Below are 13,061 nucleotides of genomic sequence, written 5' to 3' on the forward strand. Positions count from 1 at the left end.
AACGAATTTTGCCGCTTTCTTCTTCATGGCATATTTTCATGATATTTTTCCGGCAAAAAACCAGAAAACTTGCAGTATCTTACTTACAAAGAGCATCAAACAGCACAATCTCCCCCAACACCGAATAGCTCCATCCCGCGACAATCGCACGCATGGCGCTCCCGCCGCCTCCCGTCCGGCACGCCTCATCCGAAACAAACCCGGCCGGGCAAACCGGCAATCGCCGACCCCGGCGCAGGTGCATACATAGCCTGCACACTGCACTGCTTCACCGAAGCTTGCAGCTATTCCTCATGCACGCCCGGCATGAAACGGAGAGGCATCATCCTGCCCCCGGCGACGGCGGCGCAGAGCAAAAGCGGCAACGCCGACGCAAGACAACAGAGCGGAGGATGGCTCAGGAGCCGGAAGCGTCACGATTTCATTGTCACGCACGAAAGTTACTTCATCCGTATTCAGCGTCTTCTTCCAGATAGCCAGTTCATCAATGACAAAACAGCCAGACTGGCCCACTCTCAAGCCATCGAATTCTTCTCCTGCTGGAGCCGGGCCTCCGATTTGAAATGAATTCAACACATTGAAATCGAAAGCATTTCCGACAGCTGCACCACAAGTCAGCAACAATGCTCCGTCCAGATACATGAAAAGAGAACCCTCGGAAAGAGTCAAAACAAAAGAAACCAGTTTGTCCTGCGGCATCAAAGGCATGACAACGTTGACCCCGGACCAGTCTCCCGGCATATTCGTCTGGAATTTCATATTCCTGTGGTCTGCCTCCGGTACGAAAGCATAATAGAATCTGGACACAGCCCCCGTCTCCGAGTTGGAAAATTCGGTCTCGAAATAGAAACCGTGTGCCGATGAATTCCACGCACCGACATTGCCATTGCAAAGGAGCATGGAAATACTGATGCCGTCTTTATCCGTCCACGTCGGCCGATTGGCTCCATCATACTTCACGGTGATGTCGCCTCCTTCCTTGAAACTGGCGAACATGGAACCGTTGCCTGAATCATATTGAGTGGAAATATACCCGTATCCGTAATTTGGATCCCATTTCGAGGTAGAGGCTGAGCCGATCGTCACCGTTGGGTTGCCGCCCGACGTATAGGTCGGAATTTTCCACGTTCCGTTGGCTCCCACGTTAAAATCCCAATAATCATAAAGCTCATCTTTCGCTATTGCACCAAATACCGTTGATGCACTGGACAGAAGTAGAAGCAGGGAATAGACAATGTTTTTGCGCATATTGAATCAAACCACCAGTAACTTATCTGGAAGGCGGCGCAAAGATGCCGCATGCCTGCACGAAAGTCAACACTATTCGCAATCGAATTTGACATACATAATACATTGATTATTACTTTAATGCCATTTACGCATACAAATTAGATTGTATTGCATAATCTTCGGTGTATCCGGCTCACGGAGAACGCACAGAATCTCCCCGACCTGAACCCGCACGGCGCTCAAGGATCCACAAAAATATGCACGCATACCACCTCCTCACTCCTTCTTTTCCGGCGCTCTCCATTCGGAGCATGCCCAGCGGGCCAATGATGCAATCACAGCCGCACACTCCTTCACAGGCCTGCGGCTATCCGACACAAACGCACAAATCGCCAATCGGCGGCCATCCGGAAGCACAGCTATTCCCACATCGTTGAATGCGCCCACAAGGCCATCCTTCCGCACGCCGGAAGACCCCGTCTTGTGCGCCAGCACCGCTCCGGCAGGCATACCCTGCACCAGGCGGTCGGTACCGGTCTTGCATCCGGCCATCATCTCCCAGAGCTCGCGGTTCGTCGCCTCGCGGAGAATTTTGCCGTCCGCAAACAGCTTCAACAACCCGGCCATCGCAGACGGGCGGGCCGCATTCAAATAAATGGCATTCCAATCATCCTGCATCACTCCTTCCAACACGCGAATACTGATATCCTCCACACCCCACTTCTTCAAATCCGCCTGCGCCGCTGCAGGGCCGCCGATCAGGCCGAACAGAAAATCGCAGGCATTGTTATCGCTCTCCGCCACCGAATAACGCAGCAGCTCCCGAAGCGTAAACATGCCGCCTTGCGGGAACTTCTCGCGCATCGGGCTCCACGTCTTCGGATCCAGATCCTTACCCGCCACCCTGTATTTCGCATCCAGATCCAGCTTCCCCTCATCCACACGGCTCAGCACGGACAAGGCCAGAGGGAACTTGAACACGCTCATCATCGGATACATGCCCTCATCCCCCCATCCGGCGGAAGCTCCGGAATCCAGATCAAGCACGAAAAAACCCACCTTGCCGTCGGACAGCCGGACAGCCTTTTCCAACCCGGCCGGTACGGACGGACGAACGGCCTCGGGCGATTCGGAGGCGGAAACAAAAGCGGGCGCAGAGCATGCCAGCAGGCAAACAAGACGGAAAAAAGTCTTCATGGAGGCATCATGCCCCGCCGGGCCTGCCTTGTCAAGCAGGCTCCGCGCCGCCAGAGGAAAAGCGGGAATCCTTCCCTATCCGGCTCACGGCATGATCTCGTCCAGAGCCTCCATCGGGCGGCACAGGCGTGCGCCCTTCGCCGTCACCACGATCGGGCGGTTGATCAGAATGGGGTGCTGAACCATCATATCGATCAGCTCGTCGTCCGTCCACTTGGGATCGTCCAGATGAAGCTCGCCGTACACATCCTCGCCGTCGCGCATGATGCCGCGCACGCTCAGCCCCGTCTGGCGGATCAGCTCCGCCAGTTCTTCGCGGCTGGGAGGATTCTCCTTGTACAGGACGATTTCCGGTTCTTCTCCGGCCTCGCGGATTCTCTTGAGGGCTTCACGGGATTTGCTGCACGACGGATTGTGGTAAATGGTGATTTTCTGCATCGGATCTATTTGTTTCTGGAATCATTCTCACCTATTTTCCGATACGATGCAACATCATAAACCGTCCGCGACCCCGCTCTCCCTGTCATCATATCCCCGGCAAATGCAAAGAGCGGCCCCGCATGGAGCCGCTCTTGGAAAAACAGGGCGCACAGACGCTTCAGAAGTGGCCGCCGTGCGGGCCGGTCATCCACTTCCAGGCCGTATCCACAATGTGGAAGGCATCCTTGCAGCGTGCTTCCCAGCCGAGCACATCCTTCGCCTTGCGGGCATCCGCAATCAGGCGGGGCGGGTCGCCTTCGCGGCGCGGGCCGTAGGTCACCGGCACCTTCTTGCCCGTCACCTTTTCGGCGGCGTCGATAATCTCGCGCACGGAAAGGCCAAGGCCCGTACCCAGATTGAACCAGTTCGTTTCGCCACCCTTGACCAGATAATCGACGGCGCGCAGATGGGCATCCGCCAGATCGTCCACATGGATGTAGTCGCGGATGCAGGTACCGTCCGGAGTATCGTAATCCGTACCGTACACCTCGATCACGGGACGTTCGCCCTTGACGGCGAGGAGAATATTCGGGATCAGGTGCGTTTCCGGCTCGTGGTCTTCACCGATCAGGCCGTCTTCGCTGCAACCGGAGGCATTGAAATAGCGCAGGAACACGCTCTTCAGGCCGTAGGCGCGGTCGCAATCCTTGCACACCTTTTCCAGCATCAGCTTGGAACCGCCGTAGGGATTGATGGGATCCTGCTTCTCGGTCTCGGGAATCGGGATCTGGGTCGGCACGCCGTAGGTCGCGCAGGTGGACGAGAAGACGAACCGCTTGCAGCCCGCCGTGATCATCGCGCGCAGCAACACGAGCGGCTTGGCGATGTTGTTCTCGTAGTACTTGAGCGGGTCCGTCACCGATTCGCCCACATTGATGAAAGCGGCGAAATGCACCACCGCATCGAAATTGCCTTGAAGCAGCAGGGGATACACGACGCTCGGGTCGCCCAAATCTCCCTTCACCAGCTTCACCTCGGGATCAACGATCGCCGCCGGATGCCCGTACACCATGCTATCGAGCACGGTCACGTCCGCGCCGGTCTTCACGAGCTGGCGCACCGTATGCGAGCCGATGTAGCCGGCGCCGCCTGTCACGAGAATCTTCATATTGTCAAAGGAATAGGTTGAAATCAGGCCATCATGGATTCAATCAGCTCTTCGAGCTTGCGGATGTCGGCCGAGAAGCGGCGAATGCCTTCCGCCGTCTTTTCCGTAGCCATCGCATCTTCATTGAAGAGGAAGCGGAAGCTCTTTTCATCGGCGCAAATGCGCTCGATCGAGCTTTCGCGGGCCTTGGCAGGGTCGAGGTGGCGCACCACCGTCTCATCGCTCTTGCTGAGCAGATCGAGCAGATCGGGGGAAATCGTCAGCAGGTCGCAACCGGCGAGGGCGAGAATCTGGCCCGTAGAACGGAAGGATGCGCCCATGATCTGCACATCGTAGCCGAACTTCTTGTAATAATTGTAGATCGTGCGGACGGAGATCACGCCCGGATCTTCCTCGGGCGCGTATTCCTTGCCCGTATTCTTCTTGTACCAGTCGTAAATACGGCCGACGAACGGGGAAATCAGGCGCACGCCCGCTTCGGCGCAGGCCACGGCCTGAATCAGCGAGAAGAGCAGCGTCAGATTGCAATGAATGCCTTCCTTCTCAAGAATCTCGGCGGCGCGGATACCTTCCCACGTCGCAGCGATCTTGATCAGGATGCGGTCGCGGGAAATACCTTTCGCTTCATACAGGGCGATGATTTCGCGGGCCTTGGCCACCGTGCTCTCCGTGTCGAACGACAGGCGGGCATCCACTTCCGTAGAAACACGGCCCGGCACCACCTTCAAAATCTCAAGACCGAACGCCACGATCACACGATCCATCACGGCTTCCGTCAAAGCCTTGCCGGACAGGGAGGAACCCTTGAACTCGGCGACGGCGCGTTCCACCAAATGGCGATATTCAGGTTTTTCGGAAGCCTGAAGAATCAGGGAAGGATTGGTCGTAGCCTCCTGAGGAGCATAAGCTTCCATCAGCTTGAAATCGCCGGTGTCGGCCACTACGGTTGTATACTGCTTCAATTGATCGAGTTGATTTGCCATAATCGTTAGGTGGAAAAAGCCGCGCCAGTATAGCAGCCCGTCCGGCAAAAGGCAAGACGGATTTCGGGACGGTGGGGCGACGCTCCTCCTCGCAGGCTCAATGGGCGGCGGCGTTCAGAGAACCTGTGCGCACAAGGCGGGATTTCAATTGATCTTCCAGCGACTGGATACGCTGCCAGTCCACCGCACCGCCCTTCGTGAACTTTTGCTTGAACGCATGGTAATACCCCCGGTAGGAAGAAGGATGGTGCTCCTCGAACCTCGCTTCGGAAATCTGCGGATAATTCCGGGCCATCCACCGGTACTGGGCAAAAACCGCCTGCCCCTCCACCACATCCACATACTGCGCGCTCACATACACCAGCGGGAAACGCTTGGCGAACCACGCATGCGCCAGCTCGTGAGCCAGCGTCGAATCCAGCACCGAACGCCCCACACCCGGACGGCGGAACTTCGAACGATCCACCGTCAGCGTCAAATCCGTACTGTACGGCTCAATCCCGCCGAGGCCGCTGCGGAGCCCTCCGGCCGCATACAGGGAACCCATCGTCTCGCCGCCCATGCCCTCCTTCGTCTGGATGCGGATTTCATCCGTAGACACCTTCACTCCGGCAGGCAGGCCGTAATAGCGCCTGTCCTTCTCGAAATCCGCATGAATCCCCTCCACGCGCTCCCGGAGGCTCTTCTCATGAAACACATCGTCCGGCAAAGCCCCTTCCCGGGCCACGAAATAGCCTGCCTGCGTCCTATCCTTGTCCAGCACCCAGTCCGCACAGGATGCCAGGCACAAAGCAGCCGCGAGAACACACAACTTCCACATGGCAGCCTTATAACAGAGAACGAACCGCAAGGCAACATCAACCTGCCTCATACAAACGGCCCGCGAAATCCTCGAAACTGCGCTTCCGCCTTGACGCAGCGAAGCAAACATCCTAAAATACATCCATGGAAATCATTCCCTACATCTCGCAAGAATCCATCGCTACCCGCGTGCCGATGCTGGCAAAAAAGATACTGAACACTCTGGGAAATGACGAAACCATCATCGCCTTCGTACTCCTCAACGGCGGCCTCTGGTTCGCCTCCGACCTCCTCCGCTACCTGCCGAGCAACTACAGGCTCGAAAGCTTCCGCGTGACCAGCTACGGAGAGGGCACCAGCAGCAGCGGAGCCGTCCACTGGGAACAGAACATGCCCGCCTTCGCCGGTAAAAAAGTCCTCATCATCGACGATGTGCTGGACACCGGCCTCACCATGCACACCATCAAGAACAAACTGCTTGAAAACGGAGCCGCGGCCGTCTACACCGTCGTCGCCGTCTACAAGCAGGGCCAGCGCCTCGTCAACTGCGAAGCCGATTTTCACGCCTTCACCGCGGGCAACGACTTTCTCGTCGGCTACGGCATGGACTACGCGGGCCAGTTCCGCAACCTGCCCTACATCGGCCGCCTTTCCTTATAGGCAACCCTGCAAAACTCCGAAAATCGAGGCCATAAAGCCCATTTGGAAGAAAAAACGGGAAAATATTCAAAAAAAATACACCGATTTAGACAAAAACGGCATTCCGGCTTGCTTTATAAGTAGAGCGGGCGACATTGTCCAAAAGCTCCAGGGAAGGTACTTCTGGGCCATAGAAGGAAGACCTTGACCGGATGGGCCGCCTGCTCAGGCCGAGGCATCACATCCATCCAACGTGCTAACCGCCGATTTAAAATGATCGAACCCGGAAAGTTCGATCCTGAAAAGAGAGTAGAGCCGGAGTTCTGCTCTCTTTTCCGTTTCCGGGCGCAGGCTCTGCCGCTCCTCCCATCACCCGCCGGGCATCAGCCGATGCGGGTCACTCTCAAATGGCGCACCATCGCCTGATTCGTACCCCCGTTCACATTGCGATCGCTCTCCGTATAGCGTATCTGGAACCGGTGCGTGCCAGATTCCAGAGACATTTCCAGCGCGGACGTATGCGTATAATGCTCCCAGTCGCCCGCCTCCCCCGTCTGCGGCATCACCAGATGCCCCTCGAACTTGTCATCCACGAACAGCGAACGTATGGCGCAGGTATCGCCGTCGCGGCGGCTCTCCGTCGCATTGCAAAACCATGCTTCCACACGGTAAATGCCCGATTCGGCCAAAGTAAGATCGTGATACACCAGGCAGCGCGTATGCGGCTGCGTATCGAGCCACGCCTGCCCTCCCTCGACGGGATATTCCCCATAACGGCCGATCGAAAGAGGCAGCACGCAGTAGCGCGAATTCGGCAGCAGATGCTCGCGGGGCGCATTCAGGAACGACTCGCGGCCACCGTAGCTCACGGCCTGCACCTGATACTGGGCATAATGAGGTTCCGCCACGGGCACATAGCGCAAAGCCGTCTGCTGCGTGATCGGTATGCCGTTGCGGTAAATGCGGTAATAGGCGGCGCGCTCCACGGGATGCCATTCAAGAGCATCCTCATCCTCCACCCATGCGGGCTCCTGCAAATCCGCAGGAGAAGCCGGAGCCAGAGCCGGTTCGCCGTCGCGGTCCACGGGATTCACCTCCAGCTCCACGACGAAATGCCCCGTCGCCCGGGCGCTGATGATCGGTGGGGCATCCTTGCCGTTGATCATGCAGCGGCACACCTCCGTGCCGTACCCGTGAATATGGACATCCAGCGTAAACGAACGCAGGCGCAGGCCGTACAGCCAGTGCTCGCCGGAATACTCCTTCGGCACACAGGGGGCGAACACCAGAACATCGCCATCCCATACCAGCCCGAACAAAGCGCGGTAGAACATGCCCAGAGTAGCCGCCACGCTCCAGAGCTGGCGGTCGGAATTCAGCACCGTATCGAAACAGTCGCCGGATTCCGCACTGAAATTCTCCTTATTCGTGCCGAACAGAAGCACGGCCCGCAGCAGGCAAGCCATATTCCGCGCTACCGCTCCCATATGCCCCACCTCGGCGGCGGCACGGAGCGCATACCCCTCCACGAACGGCCACACCGCATGATTGTGGTAGCAATCGCCCACAGAGCTCTTGAAAGGATCGAACGTCGGCACCCCGAAACAGCCGTGAGGCATGCGGCACACTACGCGCTCCGCATGCGCCCCGCCCGCAATGCCGAACAGCACGCAGAACGCCTCGCCCAGCGCATCGCTCCGGGGAGAAAGCACGGGATAGCCCCTGCCGTACAGATACTGCCCGTATTGGCCGCGGGCAGGCATCCAGAAAATATCGTTCAACAGATCCGCCAGCTTGTCCGCCTCCTCATCCCACGCCTCGGCCTCCTCCGCCTGCCCCAGCTCGCGGCACATCCACGAAAGAATCCGGCGCGCCTGGCTATGCAGGGCCATCGTACTCAGGGAAAACGACTCGGCAATATCCACGGGCGACATCCAGTCCGGGTAACTCTGCTCCCGCCAGTCGAGGAACGAACTCTCGCCGCGGATCAGCCCGCTCTGGTCGATCACAACCTCCTCGTCATGCACCAGCGTCCGGCGCAGCACATCCGCCGACCAGGCCAGCCACTCGCGGTCGCCCGTCGCCAGAAACACCTCCCAGGCCGCCAAAGCCCACGAAACGCGATCCGTCGAAACCGGCCACGAACCGCCCGTACCCGTATCCTGCACCACTTCTCCATCCGCCACGCGCGAACGCAGGCTTTGCATGCTATGCTCCGGATCGACCAGAGCCAGAGCGAGATGCACGGCAAAAGCCGTATCGCGCGTCCAGGCATGGTGCCAATTGGCGCCGGAAAAAAACAGGCCTTCCGGGCTGAGATTGTCCTCCACCTCGTTCATCGCCATATTATAGGCCGCTTCCAGAATCGGGAAGCAGCCCTTGTAGCGGGGAACGTGCGAAGGCACTTCGCGCAGGGCATGCTCATGCACCTCCCCGTGCGAAGAATCTCGATGCTGCCGCCATGTCGAACGAATCAGGCCCGGATGCACCACCTCCGCCACCGCGCCGTCCTGCTCCACCCGCGAACGGGTCATGCGGAACGCCGCGCTCTCGTAAACGAAACGTTCCCCTTCAGGACAACCGGCTGGCGAAAAATCCGACATGGCAATGCAATCTACAGATATTACAGAATGGCACCGGGAACGTAACCCGCCCCGGCGGGGAAACGGCCCACAATCTCCGACACCATCCCGCGGAACACAGCCACCTGCTCGGAGGCCATACCCGTATCATTCGCATTCTCATCAAAAATCGACTGCAACTCGCTGCGGCCGATACCCAGGCGATCATCCCCGGCGAGGCGATCGAGCAAATCGTTCTGCGAAATCGTCCCGGCGCGCAAATCGTTCGACACCGCCACAGCATGCTCCTTGATCACCTCGTGAGCCGTCTCGCGGCCGATACCGCGCTTCACGGCGGCCATCAGAATCGTCGTCGTCAGCAGGAACGGCAGATAGCGGCGCAGCTCGGCATCCACCACAGCGGCATACACGCCCATCTGATCGAGAATCGTCAGAAACGTCTCCAGCAACCCATCGGCGGCAAAAAACGAATCCGGCAGCACGCAGCGGCGCACCACGGAGCAGGACACATCGCCCTCGTTCCACTGATCGCCCGTAATCCCGGCGATCATCGCCAAATAGCCCTTCAGAATAATATGGAAACCGTTCACTCGCTCGCAGGAGCGGGCATTCATCTTATGCGGCATCGCGCTGGAACCCGTCTGCCCCTTGGCGAAACCTTCCGTCGCCAGCTCGTGGCCGGCCATCAGGCGCAGCGTCTTCGTAAACGAAGCACAACCAGCCGTCAGCTCCACAAGGCCGGACACCACGGCGAAATCGAGAGAACGCGGATACACCTGCCCCACATTCGTCCACTTCGCGGGAATCCCGAGATGGGAACAAACCTTCTCTTCGAGAGCCGCCACCGTCTCCGCATTCTTGCCGAACAGCGAAAGCTGATCCAGCTGCGTACCCACCGCGCCCTTCAGCCCGCGAACGGCATAGCGATCCATCTGCGACACCCATGCGCCGAAACCATGCACGATCTCCTCGCCGAACATCGCCACGCGCTTGCCCATCGTCGAAGTCTGCGCCGCCACATTGTGCGTACGCGCAGCCAGCGTCACATCCTTCCACTGCTCCGACAGGTTCGACAGGCGCACCAGCACCGCCACCGCCTTATCGCGGATCACCTGCATCGCACGCCACACCTGAAGCTGCTCCACATTCTCCGTCAAATCGCGCGAGGTCATCCCCTTGTGGATATGCTCGCACCCGGCCAGATCGCAGAACTCCTCGATACGGGCCTTCACATCGTGGCGCGTAATGCGCTCGCGGGCATTGATGGCATCCACATCCACCTGATCCTTCACCTTCTCGTAGGCCTCGATCGCCTCGGCGGGAATATCCAGCCCCAGCTCCTTCTGCGCCTTCATCACGGCAATCCAGAACTCGCGTTCAAGAACAATACGGCCCTCGGCCGACCAGATCGACTTCATCGCCGCCGACGCGTAACGCTCGGCCAGCACATTCGGAATAACGCTCATTGCCCGGCAAGTATAGACAACCCGCCCGGCAAAAGCAAGATCGAACACGCCGCAGACGCATCACCGCCTCCGCTGCAGGCGCTTCACCGCACTATACCAGCGCACGTACAACGGAAGAGGCAAACAACGGCCCACGGAAAACACCCACCAGGAAGGAGACCTCCACCGCGCCGAGCGAAACGTATGGCGCAGCCTCCTCCATGTGGACAACTGCCACCAGTCGCGCTGCAGCCGGGCATGCTCCAGCCCGCGCCCGCTCACCTCCACCATCAGCCCGGCGCGCCGCAACAGCTCCGCATCTCCGCCCTGCGAGGCAATCGACTCGCGAATACGCAACAAATCCCTATGCACGGCCTCATAACCCCGGCTCGTCCTCTCGTGGAAAACGACCAGCTTCCGCTCCTTGCTCTCAATCCGGGCCACACTCGCATCCCCATCTGATGCGCCGCTCATCTCCTCACCCGTCCTGCGGTACAGAATCGCGGGCGGCCCATGCAGAGCCACGGTATCGCCCACCAGCAGGCAGCGCATCGCCATCGTCTCATCATCCATATACGCCGCATCAAGAGGCAGCCCCCCCCACTCCCGGAAAATCTTGGCGGCATACGTCTTCACCGCAATGAAAGGAAGCACCGAATGCTTCGACGCATCGACATACTCGTCAATCGAATGCACCTCGTACCTCCACGCGGCATCCGAAACCAGCCGCCGCGCATACTCCATCGTACAGCCCGCATCCCCCACATTCACCAGTGGAGCCAGAAAACACGCTGCACCCGGATTATCCATAATGGCGCGCGCCAGCAGTGTACAGCGGTTCGGCAGCGACACATCGTCGTCATCAGCACGCACAACCCAGTCGGACGTCACGAACTGCACGGCATGGCTCGTATTCCCGGCCAGATGCATATTGTGAGGCGTCTGCGTCACCACTACGCGGCGGCCGCCCTTGTACGCCGCAACCATCTCCCGAATAACGTCGAACGTCCCGTCCGTCGAACAATCGTCACTGATAATATACTCCAGCTCCCCCTCGTAATCCTGCGCGAACGCACTCTCCAGAGCGGCGCGTATGTGCTGCTCCCGGTTATAGGCAAGCAGCACATACGACAATTTCGGCAGCATATCGGAATTCCTCTCCTTCATCATCAGGCAAGACGTTGGGCCAGATCATCCATCGCCTGCTCCACATGCCCGGCCTCCGCGGCAGCGGCTTCGCGAATGCGGGCGCACAAGGCTTCCCTGCGCTCCAGCACGTAATCGGCCTTTTCCATAACCTCGTCAACAATACTCCCGGATGTCCACTTCCCTGAATCATCGGCCACCACCAGCAAATCGCCGCACCCCAGCCCCTCGCCGACGAGCCCCTTATACTTCGGCCCGTATGCCAGCACCACAGCAGGAACCCCCATCTGGTACGAAGACACGGATGCATGCATACGCGACGTAATCACGAACAAACTGTTCCCCAGCACCAGCCGCGCTCGAGTCGGCTTAACCTCCTCATCGATCAGCACCACGCGCTCGCGCTCCGCATCGGACAACATACCGAACACCGTCCGCGCCACCTCCCTCTCCGGCTTGCCTCCGAACACCGAAAACACATGCACCAGAATGCACAGCTTCTTTCCTTCCAGCCTCCGCTCCGCCAGCAGGCGCCGGATCAAGACCACCCATGCCTGCTCGAAATCCTCCACATTCTTCGTATAATAAGAAGCCATGCCGGACATCACCAGAGTCACATACTCCCCGGGAGCCAGCCCGTACCTGCCGGAAACCTCCTTCCACAGCCCCGGTTCGCCCTGCCGCGGCAAAGGCAGCAAAGCCAGATCGGACGACCGCTTCGCCCTCTCCGGAGACATCCCGATCTCCTCCGTCAAATAACGCCATCCGGCCTCATCCCGCGCATAAATCACCGTATTCTGCAACGACCTCATCCTCTCCACATTCCGCGGATTGGAAAACGGAGCCATCGTCTGCCCGACCAGATACAGGCGGGAATGCTTCTCCACCTCCTGAAAAAACTTCAGCAGCGGCACCTCGCCATCCTTGTAATACCCTTCCCAAAGGCCGTCGCCACCCAGAAACACCACATCGCGGTAGCGCGACGCCAGCCGGGCGGGCAGAGCATCCAGAAACCGCCGCAAACCGGGAACGAACGACAGCTTCCTCAGCTTCGTACTCACCTGCAGCCTCCTCTCCAAAGCCAGATAATCCTTCCGCTTGAATACAATACACCCATCCTCCGCACCAAGCTCGCTGCGAAGGGCCGCGACATCCTCCTCCCCGTCGAAATCCGAGGCGAACACATCCAGCCCCGGCCTGCGAAGGCGCAAATGATGCAACAGATTGATCCCCATCATCCCCGTACCGTAATTGTGCAGGGATGAAAAATGAACCAGAAGAACGCCGGATGAACGCAAGGGGGAAATCATACAGAGAGAAAGAAGACCCGCAAGACCTATCACAAAAAAACAGGCGGCTCAAGACAAATAATCCGACCGCATCCTCACCCTGCCGACAAAACACGACATGCCGCTTGATCTCAGTCGGAAAATCTGCTATCAACAGGGCA

At 58.6% G+C, this 13,061-nt stretch carries 11 protein-coding genes; 1 reads left to right on the forward strand and 10 read right to left on the reverse strand.

Going from position 1 to position 13,061, the window contains the following annotated elements; translation table 11 throughout:
* Positions 1–291 precede the first annotated feature (291 nt).
* The 6 genes from AC781_RS04645 to AC781_RS04670 all read right to left on the reverse strand — a co-directional run bounded on the left by AC781_RS04645 (position 292) and on the right by AC781_RS04670 (position 5,818).
* Positions 292–1,248, reverse strand: coding sequence for a LamG-like jellyroll fold domain-containing protein (locus AC781_RS04645; RefSeq protein ID WP_067774244.1), 957 nt, complete (start codon positions 1,246–1,248; stop codon positions 292–294).
* Positions 1,249–1,506: 258 nt separating this feature from the next.
* Positions 1,507–2,427, reverse strand: coding sequence for a class A beta-lactamase (gene bla / locus AC781_RS04650; RefSeq protein ID WP_067774247.1), 921 nt, complete (start codon positions 2,425–2,427; stop codon positions 1,507–1,509).
* An 84-nt stretch (positions 2,428–2,511) separates the two neighbouring features.
* The gene (gene arsC, locus AC781_RS04655; RefSeq protein WP_067774251.1) at positions 2,512–2,865 is read right to left on the reverse strand and encodes an arsenate reductase (glutaredoxin); all 354 of its coding nucleotides are present in this window, start codon (positions 2,863–2,865) and stop codon (positions 2,512–2,514) included.
* Positions 2,866–3,025: 160 nt separating this feature from the next.
* On the reverse strand, positions 3,026–4,015 hold the full coding sequence (gene galE / locus AC781_RS04660) for a UDP-glucose 4-epimerase GalE (RefSeq protein ID WP_067774254.1): 990 nt from the start codon (positions 4,013–4,015) through the stop codon (positions 3,026–3,028).
* 23 nt (positions 4,016–4,038) lie between these two features.
* A complete protein-coding gene (gene tal / locus AC781_RS04665) occupies positions 4,039–4,998 on the reverse strand; it encodes a transaldolase (RefSeq protein WP_067774257.1) in 960 nt (319 codons plus the stop codon).
* A gap of 97 nt (positions 4,999–5,095) precedes the next feature.
* Positions 5,096–5,818 (reverse strand): hypothetical protein, encoded by a 723-nt coding sequence (locus tag AC781_RS04670; RefSeq protein ID WP_067774260.1) that lies wholly within the window; start codon positions 5,816–5,818, stop codon positions 5,096–5,098.
* Between the two features lie 125 nt (positions 5,819–5,943).
* On the opposite strand from AC781_RS04670, the gene AC781_RS04675 reads away from it, so the two are divergent.
* A complete protein-coding gene (locus AC781_RS04675; RefSeq protein WP_067774264.1) occupies positions 5,944–6,459 on the forward strand; it encodes a phosphoribosyltransferase in 516 nt (171 codons plus the stop codon).
* A 362-nt stretch (positions 6,460–6,821) separates the two neighbouring features.
* Here AC781_RS04675 and AC781_RS04680 read toward each other — a convergent pair whose 3' ends face one another.
* From AC781_RS04680 to AC781_RS04695, 4 genes are read right to left on the reverse strand one after another with little or no spacing between them, the layout of a single operon-like run.
* The gene (locus AC781_RS04680; protein ID WP_067774267.1) at positions 6,822–9,041 is read right to left on the reverse strand and encodes an MGH1-like glycoside hydrolase domain-containing protein; all 2,220 of its coding nucleotides are present in this window, start codon (positions 9,039–9,041) and stop codon (positions 6,822–6,824) included.
* A 20-nt stretch (positions 9,042–9,061) separates the two neighbouring features.
* A complete protein-coding gene (purB, locus tag AC781_RS04685) occupies positions 9,062–10,486 on the reverse strand; it encodes an adenylosuccinate lyase (protein WP_067774270.1) in 1,425 nt (474 codons plus the stop codon).
* Between the two features lie 60 nt (positions 10,487–10,546).
* Positions 10,547–11,611, reverse strand: coding sequence for a glycosyltransferase family 2 protein (locus AC781_RS04690; protein WP_172801792.1), 1,065 nt, complete (start codon positions 11,609–11,611; stop codon positions 10,547–10,549).
* Between the two features lie 23 nt (positions 11,612–11,634).
* Complete coding sequence (locus AC781_RS04695; RefSeq protein ID WP_083076569.1) at positions 11,635–12,921, reverse strand: polysaccharide pyruvyl transferase family protein; 1,287 nt, start codon at positions 12,919–12,921, stop codon at positions 11,635–11,637.
* Between the last annotated feature and the right edge of the window lie 140 nt (positions 12,922–13,061).

The sequence above is a fragment of the Neoakkermansia glycaniphila genome (genome assembly GCF_001683795.1).
Classification (GTDB): Bacteria; Verrucomicrobiota; Verrucomicrobiia; order Verrucomicrobiales; family Akkermansiaceae; genus Akkermansia; species Akkermansia glycaniphila.

Coding starts and splice junctions, on each gene's coding strand:
- AC781_RS04695 (WP_083076569.1), bottom strand. CDS start 12,921: ATGATTTCCCCCTTGCGTTCATCCGGCGTTCTTCTGGTTCATTTTTCA.
- tal (WP_067774257.1), bottom strand. CDS start 4,998: ATGGCAAATCAACTCGATCAATTGAAGCAGTATACAACCGTAGTGGCC.
- AC781_RS04675 (WP_067774264.1), top strand. CDS start 5,944: ATGGAAATCATTCCCTACATCTCGCAAGAATCCATCGCTACCCGCGTG.
- AC781_RS04670 (WP_067774260.1), bottom strand. CDS start 5,818: ATGTGGAAGTTGTGTGTTCTCGCGGCTGCTTTGTGCCTGGCATCCTGT.
- AC781_RS04690 (WP_172801792.1), bottom strand. CDS start 11,611: ATGCTGCCGAAATTGTCGTATGTGCTGCTTGCCTATAACCGGGAGCAG.
- AC781_RS04645 (WP_067774244.1), bottom strand. CDS start 1,248: ATGCGCAAAAACATTGTCTATTCCCTGCTTCTACTTCTGTCCAGTGCA.
- purB (WP_067774270.1), bottom strand. CDS start 10,486: ATGAGCGTTATTCCGAATGTGCTGGCCGAGCGTTACGCGTCGGCGGCG.
- bla (WP_067774247.1), bottom strand. CDS start 2,427: ATGAAGACTTTTTTCCGTCTTGTTTGCCTGCTGGCATGCTCTGCGCCC.
- AC781_RS04680 (WP_067774267.1), bottom strand. CDS start 9,041: ATGTCGGATTTTTCGCCAGCCGGTTGTCCTGAAGGGGAACGTTTCGTT.
- arsC (WP_067774251.1), bottom strand. CDS start 2,865: ATGCAGAAAATCACCATTTACCACAATCCGTCGTGCAGCAAATCCCGT.
- galE (WP_067774254.1), bottom strand. CDS start 4,015: ATGAAGATTCTCGTGACAGGCGGCGCCGGCTACATCGGCTCGCATACG.